An 18,993-nucleotide genomic window follows, 5' to 3' on the forward strand; every position below is an offset into this window, starting at 1 on the left:
AACGGAGGGGTATGGCGGTCTACCTGGACCACGCCGCGACCTCGCCCATGCCGGATGAGGTGCTCGCCGCCTACACCGACGCGCTGCGGCTCGTGGGCAACCCTGCCTCGATCCACGGTGCGGGCCAGGCCGCGCGCGAGCTGCTCGAGTCGGGGCGCGAGGCGATCGCCCACGCGCTCGGCGCCGACCCCGTGGAGGTCGTGCTCACCAGCGGCGGCACCGAGTCGATCAACCTGGCCGTGAAGGGCATGTTCTGGGCCCGCAACGCGCACGCCCGGCGGCCCCGGATCATCGCCCCCTCGGCGAGCACCACGCGACCCTCGACGCCGTCGAGTGGCTCGGCCGCCACGAGGACGCGCGCATCGATTGGGTCGAACTCGACGGCGAGGGCCGCATCCGCCTCGATGCGCTCGCGGCGGCGCTCGCGGTCGACCCCGACGAGGTCGCCCTCGTGACGGCCCTGTGGGCCAACAACGAGGTCGGCACGCTGCAGCCCGTGGCCGAGATCGTCGAGCTCGCGCACCGCTACGGCGTGCCCGTGCACCTCGACGCCGTCGCGGCGCTCGGGCAGGTGCCGATCGACGTGCACGCGGTGGGGGCGGATGCCGTGTCGGTCTCGGCGCACAAGGTCGGCGGCCCGGTCGGCATCGGTGCCCTCGTGCTCGCCCGTACGGCGACCGTCGAGCCGCTGCTGCACGGCGGCGATCAACAGCGCGGACGGTCCGGAACGCAGGATGCCGCGGGGGCCGCGGCGTTCGGTGTCGCTGCGGCGCGCGCGGTTGGCGAGCTGCCGCTGACCCGGGTGGCCGCCCTGCGCGACCGGCTCGTGGCGGGCGTGCTGGCCACGGTCGACGGTGCCGTGCTGCGCGGGGCGCCGGGGGAGGGGCGCCTGCCCGGCAACGCGCACTTCACCTTCGCGGGTGCCGACGGTGACGCGCTGCTCTACCTGCTCGACGCATCCGGAATCGCCGTCTCGACCGGCTCGGCGTGCCAGGCCGGCGTGCCCGAGCTCTCGCACGTGCTGCTGGCGATGGGCGTGCCCGAGGCGGAGGCGCGGGGGCGCTGCGCATCACACTCGGCCATGACACGAGCGACGCCGACATCGACGCGCTGCTCGCGGCCCTGCCGGACGCGGTCGCCCGCGCCCGCGCGGCCGCCTCCGCCTCCGCCTCCGCCTCCTGATCGTGTCGAAAATGCAGGAGTTCTCCGCGGGCTTCCGCCTGTTTACCGGCGCGCCGTCGCCGACACGCCCGAACTCTCCTGCATTTTCGACATAGCAGGTCGGGGGAGAGCGGGGCGGTCAGCTCGCGGGGCCGTGGTAGCCGAGGCCGGAGCTGATGCGGTCGGCCGTCTCGATGACGATCCGGGCGAGCTCCGCCTCGCGCGTCTCGAGGTCGATCGTCGTGCGCGGCCCCGAGATCGAGATGGCGGCGACGATGCGCCCGAGCTGATCGAGGATGGGGGCCGCGACCGAGGCGCGACCGAGCACGAACTCCTCGACCTCGGTGGCGTAGCCGCGGCGCGCGGCGAGTGCCGCCTCGCGCTCGAGGGCGAGCGGATCCGTGATGGTGGCCTCGGTGAAGGCCGTGAGCGGTAGCAGCGCACGGCGCGCCGCGGCGCTGAAGCCGGGCAGGGTCGACTTGCCGATGCTCGTGGCGTGGATGGGCACGCGCTGCCCCATGAGGGTGTGCGACTTGGGCGAGTTGCGGCCCTCGAAGTGGCACAGGTAGACGAGCTCCGTTCCGCGCAGCATGGCGATGTTGACGCCGAGCCCCAGTTCGGATGCCAGATTCTGCGCGATCTGCCTGCCCACCCGGTGCACGGGGTTCTGGTTGATGGCGACGCCGGCGAGGGTCAGCAGTTCGGAGCCGAGGAAGTAGAGCGTCGTGATGGGGTCGCGCTCCACGAGCCCCGCGGTCTCGAGCGTCGCGAGCAGCCGCGAGGCGGTCGACTGCGTGATGCCGGCGGCCTGCGCGACGTCGCCCACCCGGCGCGGCTGCCCGTCGGCGAACGATTCGAGCACGGCAACCGCCTTCTCGACGCTCTGATTGGTGCTCTTGTCGGATGCCATCGGGTGTCCTTCGTAGGGGGCAGCGCGGAACAGACGACCGCAACATCCGGCCGTCTATTCACATAGTGCATGAGACTTGCGCGATATGGCAAGCCTGTGCACGATTGCAGCACACACCCGAAGGACGACGATGACCTCACCCTCTGTGCGCGGCGCCGCCCGACCCGACCGGCAGCGCCGCGGAACCCCGCTCTCGGAGCGCGCCTTCCTCGCGTTCCTGCTGGCACCCGGCGTCGTACTGCTCTGCGCGGTCGTGCTGTATCCGCTCATCCGCTCCCTGATCTCGGCGTTCTTCGACGAGAGCCTCCTGTTCCCGGGCATGACGTTTGTCGGTCTCGAGAACGTGCTCGATGTGCTCCGCGAGGACTTCCTGCGCCTCACCTACCAGACGCTCATCTTCACCGTCGGCTCGACGGTCTTCCCGTTCCTCATCGGCCTCGCCCTCGCGCTCGTGCTCAACCAGCGCTTCCGGGGCCAGTCGTACCTGCGCGGCGCGTTCCTCATCCCGTGGCTCATCCCGGGTGTCGTCGTGTCGTTCCTGTGGATGTGGATCTTCGACGCCAACTACGGCGTGCTCAACGGCATCCTCATGAGCACGGGCCTCACCGACTCGCCGATCGCGTGGCTCTTCCAGACCGACACCGCACGCGGCGCGCTCATCTTGGCCAAGACCTGGAACTCGTTCCCCTGGATCATGGTCATGCTGCTCGCGGGCCTGCAGACGGTCCCCGGCGAGCTGCACGAGGCGGCCGCCATGGACGGCGCCGGCGTGGTGCGCCGATTCTTCGCCGTGACCTGGCCGCACATCCGCGGTGTCGCCGGCCTCGTCGTGCTGCTCGAGTTCATCTGGAACTTCCAGCACTTCGACATGATCTTCGTGCTCACCGGGGAGGCCCCGCAGGTACCACCGCGACCTTCGCCACCGAGGTGTACGAGACGGCGTTCAAGGGATACGACCTCGGTCACGCGGGCGCCCTCGGCCTGCTGTGGATGGTGCTGCTCACGGCGCTCACCGTCGTGTACGTGTGGCTCTCCGAGCGCAGCGAGACCTCTGAGAAGGAGCGGCCCGATGACCGCCGTCGAGGCACGGGTGCTCGCGAGCGCCTCTTCAGCGCCCCAGGGCAGCGGCCGCCGCAAGGGACGCATCCGCTGGGGAACCTGGATCACGCTCGTCCTGATCGCGCTGTTCACCTTCGCGCCCATCTACTGGCTGCTCGTCACCTCGCTCACCCCCACCGATCAGGTGTTCCGCTTCCCGCCGACCCTGTGGCCGAGCGAGATCACCCTCGAGCACTACGGCGAGGTGCTCGGCAACCCCGCGATCTTCGGGTACCTGCGCAACAGCGTGATCGTGTCGGTCATCACGGCGGTGCTCTCGGTGGTCGTCTCGATGTACATGGGCTTCGCGTTCTCGAAGTACCGCTTCGCCGGCCGCAAGTCGCTCATGTACTTCGTGCTCTCGAGCCAGATGTTCCCGCAGGCGCTGCTGCTCGTGACGCTCTACCTGGTGTTCGCGCAGTTCGGTCTGCTCAACACCTATCTCGCACTCATCATCTCGTTCACGACGTTCACGCTGCCGCTGTGCGTGTGGATGCTGAAGGGCTTCTTCGATGCGCTCCCCGACGACCTCATCGAGGCGGCGCGCATCGACGGCGCGGGTCCGTGGCGGATCTTCCACTCGGTGATCCTGCCGCTCGCGGCCCCCGGCCTCATCGCATCCGGCCTGTTCGCCTTCGTGCGCGGCTGGAACGACTTCATCTTCGCGCTCACCCTCGCGGGCCCCGACAAGCAGACGCTGCCGCCGGGACTCGTGAACACCTTCATCAGCGAGGCCAGCACCTCGTGGCCGGCGCTCATGGCCGCATCGCTGCTCGTGTCGGTGCCGGTGTGCGTGGCCTTCATCCTCCTCCAGCGCTTCCTCGTCGGCGGTCTGACCGCCGGCGCTGTGAAGGGCTGATTCCCTCCCGCAACACCCATCCCCAATCACATGTTCGAAGGAGAATCATGACGATCGAACTCTCCCGCCGCGACCTTCTGCGGTACTCGGCTATCGGTATCGGCGGCGCCGCGTTGTTCGGCCTCGCCGGCTGCGCGCCGACGGGTTCACCCAACGCGCCGTCGACCGGCGGCACCGCGACCGACTTCGCGTTCGGCTCGTGGGGCCTGTCGGAAGACGCCACGAAGCCCGTGCTCGAAGCAGCCGTCGACGGCTTCGCGAGCTCGAAGAAGGTCGACTGGACGCCCGTCACCTACCCCTACAACGACTACCTGAACCAGCTCACCCTGCAGGTGCGTGGCGGGCAGTTCGCGGGTGCGGCTCAGCTCGATGTGGCCTGGATCTCGGCGCTCGCCGCACTCGGCAAGCTCACCGACCTCTCGAGCCTCACCACGGGTCGCGGCTACACGAGCGCCGGGCTCGGTGCGGGCAAGGTCGACGGCACGCAGTACGGCCTGCCGTGGACCATCGGTGCGATCGGCCCGGTGGCCAACCAGGAGCTCTTCGACAAGGCCGGCGCCTCGCTCGAGCCGCAGACCATCGAGGAGTTCGAGGAGGGCCTGCGCGCCCTCAAGGGCATCGGCGTGATCCCCTACGCCGCGTCGACCAAGGCCGCCCAGCTGAAGGACATCTTCGTCTGGATGCAGACCTTCGGCTCGCCGATCATCGAAGACGGCAAGACGACCGTCGGCGACGAGGCCTCCATCAAGGCCGTCGAGTGGTACAAGAAGCTCTTCGACGAGGGCCTCATCGCCCCCGACGTGGACCGTGCGGGCGCGCGCACGCTGTTCGCCCAGGCGGCGACGGCGCTCTACGACGACGCGCCGGTCGGCAAGGCGGGCGTCGTCGCCCAGTCGCCCGACAGCGGCTTCGGCGACAAGATGACGTCGATGGCGCGCCCGGTGCTCAAGTCGGGCGACACCCCGCAGCACGTGCTCTGGGGCCACCTCGTCGTCGTGGTCGACGGCGAAGGAGCCGGCACCGCCGCCGAGTTCGCCCAGTGGCTCACGAGCGACGAGGAGCAGACCGTCTCGTACTTCGAGGCCCTCGGCCTGCCGCCGACCACGGATGCCGCACTCGCCTCCGACGCGGTCGCCTCGAACACCTTCGTGAGCGACTTCACCTCGCGCGTCACCTCGACCGCGACGCCGAGCCCGCTGTGGGTCTACCCCGGCTACGCGCAGATGGAGACCGCCGTCGCCGAGCAGGTGCAGGCCGTGCTCATCGGGCAGTCGTCGGCAGCCGACGCCATGAAGAGCGCCGGCTCCACGATCGCCGGTCTCATCGGCTGACCTCGCATCCGCCCCGCCCACCCTCACCCGTACTGACACAGGACACCATGCGCACTCAGACCATCGACTCGGACATCACCGTCATCGGGGAGGTCTCGCCGGCGTCTGCGCTGCCATCAGCGCAGCCAGACTCGGCAAGACCGTCGCCCTGATCGGAAACCGGCCGGTGCTCGGAGGCAACTCGTCTTCGGAAGTGCGGGTGTGGGTGGTCGGGGCGACCGCCCACGGCATCCAGCGCTTCGCCCGCGAGAGCGGCGTGATCGGCGAGCTCTACGTCGAGAACCAGTACCGCAACCCGGAGGGCAACCCCGTCATCTGGGACGAGGTCGTGATGGATGCCGTGCGGGCCGAGCCGAACATCCGGCTGTTCCTCAACACGGATGTGCGCGAGGTCGACGCGGCCGACATCGAGGGCGAGCGCGTCGTGACGGGTGTGCGCGGCTGGACGATGGGCTCCGAGATCTGGACCGAGTTCACGAGCCCCTACTTCATCGACGCCTCGGGTGACGGGCTCATCGGGCACCTCGCCGGCGCCGAGTACCGCCTGGGACGTGAGGCCCGCAGCGAGTTCGACGAGTCGTGGGCGCCCGACGAAGCAGACGAGAAGTTCCTCGGCTCCACGATCCTCTTCTACACGAAGGACCTCGGCCGCCCGGTCAAGTTCGTGCCACCGAACTCGGCCAAGGACATCACCCAGACCCCGATCCCCGACTCGCGCATCCTGCGCAGCGGCGACTCGGGCGCGCACTACTGGTGGATCGAGTACGGCGGCGAACTCGACATCGTGCACGACAACGAGGAGATCCGCGACGAACTGCGCTCGGTGATCTTCGGCATCTGGGACTACATCAAGAACTCAGGCAAGTTCGACGCCGAGACGCTCGATCTCGAGTGGGTCGGCTCGCTGCCCGGCAAGCGCGAGTACCGCCGTTTCGTCGGCGACCACGTGCTCACCCAGAACGACATCCTCGAGCAGACCGAGTTCGACGACGCCGTCGCCTTCGGTGGCTGGTCGATCGACCTGCACCCCGTCGAGGGTATGTACGCGACCGAACCGGGAGCGCACCAGCGCTACTCGAACGGCATCTACGGCATCCCGTTCCGCAGCTACTACTCCCGCAACGTCGCCAACCTGCTGCTCGCGGGCCGCGACATCTCGGCGAGCCACGTCGCCTTCGGCTCCTCGCGCGTCATGGCGACCTGCGCGGCCGGCGGCGAGGCCGCGGGCACGGGCGCCTCGTTCGCCCTCGACCTCGGGGTGCGCCCGCGTGCGATCGCCGAGCACCACGCGTCCGAGCTGCGCCAGTTGCTGCTGCGGCAGGACGCATCCGTCTTCGGCGTGCGCAACGAGGATCCGGACGACCTCGCCCTGCGCGCGACCGTCACCGCCTCGAGCGAGGCGACCTCGATCGATCCCGCGGTCTTCGCCCCCGGCGGCGAGGACCAGCTGCTGCCGCTCACGCGCGACGTCGGCCTGCTGGTGCCCGTCGACCCGCACCTCGACGCCGTCGAACTGCTCATGCGGGTGCCCGCGGATGCCGAACTCACGGTGTCGCTGTGGACCACGGGGCAGCGTCAGAACGCGGTGCCGATCGACCAGCGCCTAACCACGCGGGTCGCGGTCATCGGATCGCCCGAACCCCAGTGGGTGCGCGTTCCCCTGGACTGGCACCCCGAGCACCCGGAGAGCGTGGTCGTCGTGGTCGAGGCGCAGGAGGGCGCAGAACTCGTCTACCGCGCGACCCAGGTGCCCGGGGTGCTGACGCTCGTGCACGACCCGCAGGCCGACGGCGACGCCAACGTCGAGGTCGACGAGTCCGAGGCGCTCATCGCCTGGCCCGCGTTCCCGATGCGCGGACGCACCGTGCGCGCACGACTCGAGCCCGCCACGGAGGCGTTCGCCGCCGCCAAGGCCGTCGGCGGCTACCAGCGCTACTACGGCGGTCCGCAACTCTGGGCGTCGGAGCCGATCGCGGCCGACAACCCGCAGCAACTGCGGCTCGAGTGGGACGAGCCCGTCGAGCTGCAGTGCCTGCGTGTCGTGTTCGACGACGACCAGGACGTCGAGCTCAACACCCTGCACCACCACCGCACCCCCGACGAGGTGTTCCCCGAGCTCGTGCGCGACTACGTGCTCGAGGTGCGCCGCGACGGCGAGTGGATGGAGGTGGCCCGCGTGGTCGAGAACCGTCGTCGTCAGCGCGTGCACGAGTTCGACCCGATCACGACGGATGCCGCGCGCATCCGTGTGCTCGCCACCAACGGAGCGGGACAAGCCCGCGTCGTCTCGCTTCGGGCTTACTGACCCGCCCGACGCTCACCCGGTAGCTGATCGAAGGAGATCACGATGCGTCACCACCACGCTGCGCGCTTCCGCGCGTCGACGACCACGACCAGCACCGGTCGCCCGCGGGTACCCCGGCGCGCGGTCGCGTTCACCCTCGCCTCCGGCCTCGTCGCGGCGCTGCTCGGCACGGCCGCCATGTCGCCTGCGGTGGCTGCCGACCTCGTGACCGTCACCGTCGAGGACCCGGGGTTCTCGACCTCCGGCAGCTGGTCGTCGAGCGCCGTGCTCGGACCCGACGCCGCCCCCACGGTTTACACGACGGGCACCGGTGCCTCCGCGAGCTGGCAGCTCACCGCCCCGGCCGACGGTGTCTACCGCGTCGAGGTGGCCGTCCCGGACGCCGCCAACTCGGATGGGAAGGCGGCCTATCGCGTCACGGGCGGCGCGGGAGCGCCGGTCAGCATGGTCGTCGACCAGAACGCGGCACGCGGAACGTGGGCGACGATCGGCCTCGTCGACCTCGACGCGGGTGAGGACGCGATGCTCGTGCTCACGCGCTCGGGCACCGCGGGCGGCCCCAACACGCGCGCCGCATCCGCACGCCTGGTGCCCGACGCGGGCACCGTGCCGCCGCTCGAGACGGGGCTCCCGTTCTCCGACGCGCACGAGGACGGCCTCGCCGACTGGACGGCCGTCGGCACGAGCGATCTGGGGGTCTGGTCGCCCGGCACGGCGGAGTTCGACTACCTCGGCGTCTCGAACGCGGCGTCGTCGTCGGGCAGCTACATCCGCCCCACGAGCCCGATCGAGCTCCCCGATCAGTACCGCATCGCGCTCTCGGTCAAGATCGACAGCACGGCCGGTTCGGTCAACCTGCTCACCGACCTGCTCGCGCCGTACTCGACGACCGCGAACAACCTCGCCGTGCAGCTCGCCCCGTCGGAGTTCAAGATCGCGCGCCCGAACGCGGGCACCATTCTCTGCAAGGGCGGTTCTCCCATCGTCGCGGGCGAGTGGTTCCAGCTCGAGGTCGTGCGCGCCGAGGGCATCACGGCGGTCTACGTCAACAGCGAGCTCGTGGCCGCCGTCGAGCCCGGCCTCGCGGGCGGAAGCATCTCGTTGGGCGCCTACAAGTCGGTCGCGCAGTTCGGCGGCATCGGCATCGAGCAGCTCAGCGCCGCTCCCGCGGGCCACCCCACGACCGCGAGCGGCTGCTCCTGGACGCCCAGCACCGGTGCGGGCTCGCCGCAGCCGGTCATCATCAACCAGACCGGCTTCGACCTCGGCGGTGTGAAGCGCTTCACCGCGCCGAGCGCGCTCGACGGCGAGACGTTCCAGGTGGTCGACGCGGATGACTCGGTGGTCTACGAGGGCACCATCGCGGGCCAGATCGGCGACTTCAGCGACTTCGACCCGGCATCCACGGGCCCGTACCGTGTGCTGCTGTCGGGCGAGGCGGGCGACGGCGAGTCGTACGAGTTCGGCATCGGTGCCAACTGGACCGAGCGCATCAGCTACCTCAACGCGATCGCCTTCATGACCGACGTGCGCTGCTTCTACGGCGCGCTCGCGGGCCAGGCGATGAACGGCACCGACGCGAAATGCAAGACAGGTCTGGCCTGGCGCGACTCGCACCAGTTGTCGTTCGAGATCCCGACCCTCGTCGACCTGTATCTGGCGAACCCGAGCGCGATCGGCGACATCCGCATGCCGGAGGCCACCTACTCCGGCCTGCAGTACCCGCTCGACGCCGACGCGCCCGAGGTGGCGCGGCTCATCTCGTGGGGTGCCGAGATCTACCTCACGGGTCAGTACGACCACGTGCTGATCAAGGAGCAGCTCGCCTCGTTCCTCTGGGTCTACCCCGAGCTGTCGGAGTGGATCCCGGCCGAGCTCTACGAGGCGGTGCGCGATTACCTCTTCCCGATCTGGTCGCAGGCGAGCTACAGCCGGTACTCCTGGTACGACTACACCGCGCACACCGCCGACCTGCTCCAGGTCTACACGCAGGTCGGAACCGGGAAGGGCGAGTTCCCGCCCGGTCACTCGATCGTGCCGAACCTGCGCATGTGGCAGGTGGCCGAGCGTGAGGGGCGGGCGGATGCGCCGCAGTACCTCGACGCGGCCCTCGCGCAGGCGCAGTGGATCGTCGACAACCTCGACGTGAGCGACCCGGCCACGACGAAGGGTCAGCGCCAGGCGGAGTACCAGCTCATGACGGCCCTCGCGACGCTCGCGCTCACGGTTCCCGCCGAGAGCGTGCCTGCGGGGCTCGGCGCCTTCGCCCAGGACTGGGCCGACGTCGTGATCGAGCGGTCCGACAACATGTGGGACTTCCGCAAGTACAGCGACGACCGCTGGACGATCCCGAACTTCACGGGCGGCGGATCGGGTGAGGACCCGAACGAGACGGGCAACCTGCTGGGCTTCCCGGCGGCGGCGCTCGCGGCATCCGTGCTGATCGGCGACGCCGACACGGATGCGCGCCTCGCCGAGATCGCCCAGGCGCACGTCGATGACGTCTTCGGGCGCAACCCCACGGGGCGTGCCGCGCAGTACCGCATCCACGATCCCGAGCTCGCCTTCGAGGGGCTCGACCTGGGGTGGTTCTCGGAGTACCAGGGCGGCAACGGCCTGCTGCAGGGCTCGCACGGCGTCTTCGACGGCAGCCCGAAGAACGGTCACTACCCGTTCAACCCCGGGGTGTCGAACATCGGGCACACGGAGGGCTGGGTGACGTTCAATACGGCCTGGCTCGAGGCGCTCGCGTGGCGCGCGTTCACGGCGACGGCGGTGTCGTTGGGTGCGGTGTCTGCTCCCGCGGACGGCTCGGTGGGTGTGGTGTTGCGGGCTCCGTTGAACATGGATGCTGCCGGGGGCAACACGGGTGAGGTGCGGGTGTCGGTGAACGATGGCGCGCCCACGCCGGTGACGGTGACGCAGACGGGTGCGAACGCGCTCGACTACACCGCCGACTTGGATCTCGCGGCACTCGGTGCCGTCCAGGGTGATGTCGTGACCGTGTCGTACGGTCTCGGGCCGTTCGAGCGGTCGGCATCCGTGACGGTCACGGCCGCGGGCACCGACCCCGACCCGGGTGCGGACCCGGGTGAGGAGCCGCCGACGACGACGCCGACGGTGGTGGATCCGGAGGATGCCGACCCGTCGCTCGAGCTGGCTGCCACGCACTTCGAGCTGGTGAACGGTGAGCTCATCGCGCAGCTGGGTTCGGCTGCCGCGGACCAGTGGTTCTATGCCGTGGTGCATTCGACGCCGGTGCAGTTGGGGTGGTTCCGGGCGGATGCGGCAGGTCAGGTGACGGTGCCGGTTCCGGCGGGTCTTCCGGCTGGGGTGCACACCCTGCAGCTGTATGACGCATCCGGTGCCCTCGTGGCGTGGGGGCAGTTCTCGGTCGCCGCAGCGCCGGGGAGTGCGGACCTGGCCGCCACCGGTGTCTCAGTCGGTGCGGTGGCCCTCACGTTGCTGCTGGCCGGCTGCGCGATCCTGACCGGCCTCATCCTGCAACGCCGCCGCCGCGCCACACCCTGACGCGCACGAAACAACCTGACGCGCACGAAGCAGAGCAACAGCTAACGCAGAGGAGCAAACCTTGAGCACAACACGCACCGGGGTGCGTCGCGGCATCGCCGTAACCGTGGGCGCGGCGCTGCTCGCGAGCCTCGGCCTCGCCGGCGCACAGAGCGCCGCCGCCGCCGAACCCTCGACCGTCGTCGCGACAACGCAGAGCCCCGGCTATACCGAGGTGGGTACGTGGACCACGGCGCGCGACCCCAGCTACGGAGGCATCCAGCCGCGCTACTCGCGCACCGAAGGTGACACCGCCAGCTGGCAGCTCGAGGCGCCCGCCGATTCGCGGTACCAGCTCGGCACCTACTACACCGAGTCGGTCGACAACGGCACCCAGGTCTCCTACAGCTGGACCACCTCGGGGGTGACAGCGGCGGACCGGTGCTCGTCGACCAGACCCGCAACGGCGGGGCGTGGAACGTGCTCGGCAACCTCGATCTCGACGAAGGCGAGGTGGTCACGCTGACCGTCACGGCGAGCCCCGGCGACGCGGTGACCAAGCCCGACCAGAAGGCCATCACCCGCGCGGATGCGGTGCGGATCGCCCCGCTCGGTGCGGCGTGCGAGACCGTCACGACCGCTCCCAGCGTGGTCGACGCGGCGCCCGCCGACCACGGTGCCTACACACTCACCCAGTCGGGCACGAGTGTGCGCATCGAGGCGGATGCCTGGGCCATGACCATCGATCGCGCCGGATTCCGCTACGGATTCGAGCGTGACGGTGCGAGCATCGCGCCTGCCCATGGCACGACGGGCCTGCTGCTCGGCGCCGACACCACCGAGCTGTGCGCCGCCGTCTCGGCCGAGCTCGTCTCGGCCGACGCCGACGGCGTGGAGTTCGCGGTGCTGTTCTCGAACGGCCGCACGGCGACGGTCGAGGTCGGGGTGAGCGAGGCGAGTGCCGACATCGACGTCGCGCCCGACGGCGCCGCGACGTCCGTCATCCGCGCGCAACTCGCGGGCGGCATGAACCCGGCCTACGGGCTCGGTGACCTCGGCGGTTGGCGCAGCAGCCTCAACGCCTACGGCGTGAAGAACCTCGACTACTACGCCCAGACCAGCGGCGGCACGACCGAGCAGCGCTTCGTGTCGAACTTCGCGGTGTTCCCGGACCGCGGTTTCGCCGAGGTCGCCTTCGATCGCGGCCATCTCGCGGTGCAGATCGATGGCCAGGCGACCCTGCTGGGCGTGACCGGCGAGCGCATGGACGGCCTGCACTACTTCTTCGGCGACCTGCCGACGATCTACGGCGCCTACAAGCACGCGCGCAACGCTGCCGGGTACTTCGACGCGCGGCCCGACTACACCTTCTTCGGAGTCGGCTACGAGTCGTACGGGGCGCTCGGCTACAACACGAACCAGGCGACCATCACGCAGTCGGTCACCGACTACCTCGCGAAGGGCTTCCCGATCAGCTGGGCGGTCACCGGTTCCGGGTTCTGGCCGTATGTCGGCGGCGCGCAGGGCACAACGTCGAGCTTCGGGATGTGGGGCGAGAAGTACCCCGACCCGGATGCCTACAAGAGCTTCTTCGCGGATAACGACATCGCGCTCATCCTGGGGTTGCGGCAGTCGTTCCCGGCCCTGCCGGAGGACGGCGGCACCTACGACCCCGAGAAGGACGGACCGTTTGTGCAGGAGGCGCTCGACGCCGGCTACTTCATCTCCGACGAGGACGGCGACCCGCTCACCTTCTCGACGATCTCGTTCCCGAGCGGACGCGTGTACCTGATCGATCCCGACAACGCGGATGCCGTGGCCTGGTTCGTGGAGCACGAGCGGCTTTGGGAGGCCGACGGCTTCAAAGAGGACCACATGTTCAACGCGACGGCGAACAACGCGTTCGCGATGAACGACCTCGTCAACAACATCGACGCGGCGCTCGCCGACGACGGGGCCCTCATGATGGTGCGCAACAGCGCCTACTCGGTACCCGGCTCGATCCTGCGCATCAACGACACCGACTACAACCAGGGAACCGGTGACCGCGACCGCACGGTGATCAACAGCCTCGCCTACGCGGCGAGCGGCCAGGCCAACTACTACCCCGACATCGTGGGCGGCCGCATCATGGCCGACCTGTCGACCAACGCCGACAAGCAGAAGTACCTCGCCCGCAACGCGATGTACGCCGCCATGTCGCCGTCGATGTCGTTCGGCAACGAGCCGTGGGTCATGAGCGACACCTCGCTCGTCGACGCCACGATCGCCGCCGCGCAGTGGCACGCCGAGTACCAGCCCTACATCTACGCGGCGGCCATCGCGTCGTACGAGACGGGCTACCCCTACACGGCGACGCCGTTGCCGATCGCCTACCCGCACGATGCCGCCACTTACGAGCTCGTGTCGAAGACGGCGAAGCAGTACGAGTGGATGCTCGGCACGTCGCTGCTCGTGGCGCCGCTCTACGGTGCGGATGCGACCACCGCGACCGCGCGTGACATCTACCTGCCCGCGGGGAGTGGATGGACATCGAGACGGGGAGACCTTCACCGGTCCCACGACGCTCGCGGCCTACCCGCAGCCCTTCGGCAAGATCCCGGCCTTCGTGGGCGGCGACGGCGTGCTCGTGCACGAGGTCGACGACGCGCTCGAGGCGCAGGTCTTCCCGATGGCGGCGGACGGCACCGTCTACACGACCGTGGGCGAGGACGGCACCACGACGGGCAGCATCCGGATCGACACGGCGGCGCTCGCCGACGTCGACGGGCGCGATCTGGTCGTGCGCGACGGCTCCGGCGCCGAGGTGGCGAGCACGGTCGACGCGGTGACGGGCGCTCTCGAATTCCCGATCGCGTACGGCGAGAACTACGTCGTCGCCGATGCCGACGACCCGGGCACCGATCCCGGGGCGGAGGAGCCCGACACCGAGATCGACCCGCTCGACCCGAGCGAGCTCGACCCGGCACTCGACCTCGGCACGCTGCGGCTCGTCGACGGCAAGCTCGTCGCCGAGCTCGGCGCGGGTGCGGCGAGCGAGTGGTTCTTCGGTGTCGCCCACTCCGACCCGGTGAACCTGGGCTGGTTCCGGGCGGATGCTGCGGGCACGGTGCGGATCCCGGTCCCGTCGAGCCTGCCCGCCGGTGCGCACACGCTCTCGCTGTACGCGGCCGACGGCACGCTCGCGGCGTGGGGTTCCTTCACGCTGGCGGCGGCATCCGATCCCGACCTCGCTTCGACGGGGGCCAAGGGTGTGTTCCTGATGGCTGCGATCGCCGCGCTCGCTCTCGCGCTCGGCTGCGCGAGCCTCGTGCACAGCAGGCGCCGAGCCGAGCGCCGGCTGCGCGAGTAGAGACCCGCACACCGGTCCGATATCGGTGTGCAGGCGGGCCGCGGGGGCTCTGTGCAGGTTCTCCCGCGGTCCGCCGCGTTCTCCCGCCGCGCGTTCTCGACTCGCGCGGACTCCAGCCGCGCGGTCTCACCGCCGGAACTGCACCGCCCGGGCCCGCGCCGTCGCCCGCATCCGCTCTCCAGCCCCCACCCCCTATGTCGAAAATGCAGGAGAACCCGGGCGTGTCGGGCGCGCGAGTCCCGAGAGTTTGCCGGCGGCTCCTTTCGACTCCTGCATTTTCGACATTCGGACGCGCTGACGTGGACGGGCGGATGTGAGCGGGCGGATGTGGGCGGGCCGGTGTGGGCGGCGGATGTGGGCGGGCGGACGCACGCGGGCGGCGCGGGCGCCGGGTGCGGACGCGGGCGCGCCGCGCGTACCCTGTTGAGGTGAAGATCCTTGCGGCGATGTCCGGTGGCGTCGACAGTGCCGTGGCGGCTGCGCGCGCCGTCGAGGCGGGCCACGAGGTCGTCGGTGTGCACCTGGCGCTGAGCCGCAACCCCGGAACCCTGCGCACCGGGTCGCGCGGATGCTGCACGATCGAAGACGCGATGGACGCGCGCCGCGCCGCCGCGAAGCTCGGCATCCCGTTCTACGTGTGGGACTTCTCCGAGCGGTTCCGCGCCGACGTGATCGACGACTTCGTGGCCGAGTACGCCGCCGGCCGCACGCCCAACCCGTGCATGCGCTGCAACGAGCGCATCAAGTTCGCCGCCCTGCTCGAGAAGGCGCTCACGCTCGGCTTCGACGCGGTCGTCACCGGTCACTACGCCGAGGTGCGGCAGGGCGCCGACGGCGTCGAGCTGCACCGCGCGGCCGCGTGGGCGAAGGACCAGTCCTACGTGCTCGGCGTGCTCACGGCCGAGCAGCTCGCGCACGCGTGGTTCCCGCTGGGCGCGACTCCGTCCAAGGCCGAGGTGCGTGCCGAGGCCGAGGCCCGCGGGCTCTCGGTGGCGGCCAAGCCCGACAGCCACGACATCTGCTTCATCCCGGATGGCGACACCCGCGGCTGGCTCGCCGAGAAGGTGGGCGCCGAGGAGGGGGCCATCCTCGACCGCTCCGGCGAGCGCATCGGCACGCACCCGGGTGCCGCCGCCTTCACAGTGGGGCAGCGCAAGGGGCTCAACATCGGCTACCCGGCACCCGACGGGCGCCCGCGCTTCGTGCTCGAGGTGCGCCCGAAGACGAACGAGGTCGTGGTCGGCCCCCGCGAGGCGCTGGCGATCGCCGAGCTCGCGGGCTCCCGGTACACCTGGGCGGGGGCTGCGCCCGCGGATGCCGTGGTCGGTTTCGCGTGCGAGGTGCAGGTGCGCGCACACGGCGACCCCGTGCCGGCGTGGGCCCGCCTCGACGGGGGCGAGTTCGTCACCCGTCTCGACGAGCCGATCGAGGGGTCGCTCCCGGCCAGACCGCCGTCGTCTACGTCGGCACGCGCGTCGTCGGCCAGTGCACGATCGACCGCACTGTCGCGGCGGATCTGGCGCCCGCCGGCTGAGGACTTAGGTCCGTAGCGCGCTGCGTACGGGAGCGGTAGACAGAAAACATGGATGCCGTGCCCGCCATGCAGACCGCGATCGTCTTCGTCTGGCTGGGCATGGTGCTCGGCATCTCCTTCCTCGAGGCGTCGCTCAAGTTCCGCGCACCCGGCATCACGATCGCGCTCGGCGTGGGCATCGGGCGGCTCGTGTTCCGTGCACTCAACCTCATCGAGGGCGTCTTCGCGCTCGTGCTCGTCGCGACGCTCGTGTTCGCGTGGCCGCCGGCGCCCTGGACGGTGACGATCGTGCTGGGTCTCGTGCTCGTGCTGGCGATCGGAGCCGGCGTGCTGCGTCCGCGGATGGATGCGCGGGTGCGTCGTGGCGAGCTGTCCGAGGGCCAGCCGCGGCACGCGCTGCACATCGGCTTCGTCGCGCTCGAGACGGTGAAGGTGCTGCTCCTGCTGGCGCTCGGCATCCTGCTGCTGGCGTCGTAGGGCGCTGGGCCGCAACCCCTTCCGGCGTCGGCGGTGCCGCCTAGGCTGACACTCGTGGCACGCGGAGCGAAGACCGACGACATCGAGCAGCTTCTCGACGAGACGAGCGCGGCGCTCCAGCGCGCGCACGAGGAGGCCGACGCGTTGACGTCGCGTATCCTCGAGTTGCGCGAGGCCTACTACGAGCACGACACGAGCCTCGTCGACGACGCCGAGTACGACGCCATGATGCGCCGCCTCGAAGAGCTCGAGCGGCTGTTCCCCGAGCTGCAGAGCCAGGATTCGCCGACCCAGACGGTGGGCGGCGGCGTCGAGGAGAGCGGCCTCGCCACGATCCAGCACGCCGAGCGCATGCTGAGCCTCGACAACGTGTTCTCGGCCGAGGAACTGCGCGATTGGTGCGTCAAGACCGCGGATGCTGCGGGTCGCGCGGTGCACTGGCTCACCGAACTGAAGATCGACGGCCTCGCGATCAACCTCCGCTACGAGAACGGGGTGCTCACGAGCGCTGCCACCCGCGGCGACGGGCGGGTCGGCGAGATCGTCACCGAGAACGCCCTGCGGCTCGCCGACGTGCCCGAGCGGCTGAGCGGCACCGGGCATCCGGCGCTCGTCGAGGTGCGCGGCGAGGTGTTCATCCCCGTCAAGGCGTTCGAGGGGCTCAACGAGCTGCAGGCCGAGCTGCGCGAGCGAGCGTTCCAGGATGCGGGGGCCGGGCCGCGGGGCGCGGCTCGTCGTTCGACGAGGAGAAGGCGCGGGCGGCAGCCGCACGACGCTTCCCGGCGTTCGCGAACCCGCGCAACGCGGCATCCGGCGGCCTGCGCCAGCAACTCGACAAGAAAGACGGGCTCGAGCTCGAGGCGGCACTCGCTCGCATCGGCTCGCTGCGGCTGTTCGTGCACGGCATCGGCGCGTGGCCGAACCCGCCCGTGTCGGCGCAGAGCGAGATCTACGAGCTGCTCGCCGGGTGGGGCCTGCCGACCACTCCTTACAGCAGGGTGAGCACCGACGTCGACGGCGTACTCGACTACGTCGCCCACTACGGTGAGCACCGGCACGACGTCGAGCACGAGATCGACGGCATCGTCGTCAAGGTCGACGAGCTGGCTCTGCACGACGAACTCGGCGCCACGAGCCGCGCGCCGCGCTGGGCGATCGCCTACAAGTACCCGCCCGAGCAGGTGAACACGAAGCTGCTCGACATCGTGGTGTCGGTGGGGCGCACCGGGCGGGCCACGCCGTTCGCCGTCATGGAGCCCGTGCGGGTCTCGGGGTCGACGGTGCGGCAGGCGACGTTGCACAACCAGGACGTCGTGAAGGCCAAGGGCGTGCTGATCGGCGACACGGTCGTGCTGCGCAAGGCGGGCGACGTGATCCCCGAGGTGCTCGGACCGGTCGTGGAACTGCGTGACGGCTCCGAGCGCGAGTTCGTGATGCCCGCCAACTGCCCCGTGTGCGGCACCCCGCTCGCGCCGGCCAAGGAGGGCGACGTCGACCTGCGTTGCCCGAACGCGCGCGCCTGCCCCGCCCAGGTGCGCGGGCGCGTCGAGCACATCGGCTCGCGCGGAGCGCTCGACATCGAGGGACTCGGCGAGGTGGGTGCCGCCGCCCTCACCCAGGCCGAGGTGGCTGCGCCGCTCGAGACCGAGGCGGGGCTGTTCGAGCTCACCCTGGAGCAGCTTATGCCGATCGAGGTGGTCGTGCGCGACGCCGAGACGGGCGAGCGGAAGGTGCTCGACAACGGCGAGTACGACGTGCGCCGCCCGTACCGCAACCTCGTGCGCAGCTACCCGCCGGGCACCGAGAACATGGATGCGGCCGCGCGTCGCAAGGCCGGCATCCGCAAGGACTACGAGTCGTTCGTGCCGTCCGAGGCGGCGCTGACGCTGCTCGCCGAACTCGAGAAGGCCAAGTCGAAGGAGCTGTGGCGCTTCCTGGTGGCGCTCAGCATCCGCCATGTGGGGCCGGTCGCCGCGCGGGCGCTCGCCGACTGGTTCGGCTCGCTCGCCGCGATCCGGGCCGCGTCGCGGGAGGAACTCGCGGCGGTCGACGGCGTCGGGGGCATCATCGCGGATGCCGTGCTCGACTGGTTCGACGTGGACTGGCACCTCGAGATCGTCGAGCGGTGGGCCGCCGCCGGGGTGCCCTGGGCGACGCCGGGTCATCCCGGTCCGGGGCGTGCGGCATCCATTGAGGGTCCGCTCTCGGGGCTCACGGTGGTGGTCACCGGGGCGATGCCCGAGCACTCGCGCGACGAGGCGCAGGAGGCGGTGCTCGCGGCGGGCGGCAAGCCGGCGTCGAGCGTGAGCAAGAAGACCGACTACGTCGTGATCGGGCCGGGGGCCGGGTCGAAGGCGACGAAGGCGACAGACCTCGGCATCCCGGTGGTCGACGCCGACGACTTCAGTCGCTTCCTGGCGGAGGGGCCCGCGATCTTCGATTGACGCACTTTCACA

General features: G+C 70.4%; 8 protein-coding genes and 3 pseudogenes. 10 read left to right on the top strand and 1 reads right to left on the bottom strand.

Features of this window, described 5'->3' with window-relative positions; genetic code table 11:
- The first annotated feature begins 11 nt into the window (after positions 1-11).
- Positions 12-1,182 (top strand): annotated as a pseudogene (locus QQK29_RS11595) (cysteine desulfurase family protein).
- 118 nt (positions 1,183-1,300) lie between these two features.
- Here QQK29_RS11595 and QQK29_RS11600 read toward each other — a convergent pair.
- The gene (locus QQK29_RS11600) at positions 1,301-2,071 is read right to left on the bottom strand and encodes an IclR family transcriptional regulator (RefSeq protein ID WP_284300448.1); all 771 of its coding nucleotides are present in this window, start codon (positions 2,069-2,071) and stop codon (positions 1,301-1,303) included.
- A 130-nt stretch (positions 2,072-2,201) separates the two neighbouring features.
- Here QQK29_RS11600 and QQK29_RS11605 point away from each other — a divergent pair, with 130 nt between their 5' ends.
- The 9 genes and pseudogenes from QQK29_RS11605 to ligA all read left to right on the top strand — a co-directional run bounded on the left by QQK29_RS11605 (position 2,202) and on the right by ligA (position 18,981).
- Positions 2,202-4,028 carry an ABC transporter permease gene (locus QQK29_RS11605; RefSeq protein ID WP_284300450.1) on the top strand — a complete coding sequence of 609 codons (1,827 nt, stop codon included), beginning with the start codon at positions 2,202-2,204 and terminating at the stop codon, positions 4,026-4,028.
- A 47-nt stretch (positions 4,029-4,075) separates the two neighbouring features.
- Entirely contained in the window at positions 4,076-5,359 is a 1,284-nt protein-coding gene (locus QQK29_RS11610; RefSeq protein WP_284300452.1) for an ABC transporter substrate-binding protein, read from the top strand.
- A 148-nt stretch (positions 5,360-5,507) separates the two neighbouring features.
- A complete protein-coding gene (locus QQK29_RS11615) occupies positions 5,508-7,664 on the top strand; it encodes an FAD-dependent oxidoreductase (protein WP_284301963.1) in 2,157 nt (718 codons plus the stop codon).
- 42 nt (positions 7,665-7,706) lie between these two features.
- Positions 7,707-11,195, top strand: coding sequence for a golvesin C-terminal-like domain-containing protein (locus tag QQK29_RS11620; protein ID WP_284300454.1), 3,489 nt, complete (start codon positions 7,707-7,709; stop codon positions 11,193-11,195).
- Positions 11,196-11,256: 61 nt separating this feature from the next.
- Complete coding sequence (locus tag QQK29_RS11625) at positions 11,257-11,700, top strand: hypothetical protein (RefSeq protein WP_284300456.1); 444 nt, start codon at positions 11,257-11,259, stop codon at positions 11,698-11,700.
- Complete coding sequence (locus tag QQK29_RS11630) at positions 11,616-14,843, top strand: alpha-amylase family protein (protein ID WP_284300458.1); 3,228 nt, start codon at positions 11,616-11,618, stop codon at positions 14,841-14,843. Before QQK29_RS11625 ends, QQK29_RS11630 begins: the two co-directional genes overlap by 85 nt.
- Positions 14,844-14,954: 111 nt before the next feature.
- Positions 14,955-16,060: pseudogene (gene mnmA, locus QQK29_RS11635) on the top strand (tRNA 2-thiouridine(34) synthase MnmA).
- 48 nt (positions 16,061-16,108) lie between these two features.
- A complete protein-coding gene (locus QQK29_RS11640; RefSeq protein WP_284300460.1) occupies positions 16,109-16,537 on the top strand; it encodes a hypothetical protein in 429 nt (142 codons plus the stop codon).
- 81 nt (positions 16,538-16,618) lie between these two features.
- Positions 16,619-18,981: pseudogene (gene ligA, locus QQK29_RS11645) on the top strand (NAD-dependent DNA ligase LigA).
- Positions 18,982-18,993 lie beyond the last annotated feature (12 nt).

The organism is Homoserinibacter gongjuensis (assembly GCF_030161875.1).
GTDB classification, from domain to species: Bacteria; Actinomycetota; Actinomycetes; order Actinomycetales; family Microbacteriaceae; genus Homoserinibacter; species Homoserinibacter gongjuensis.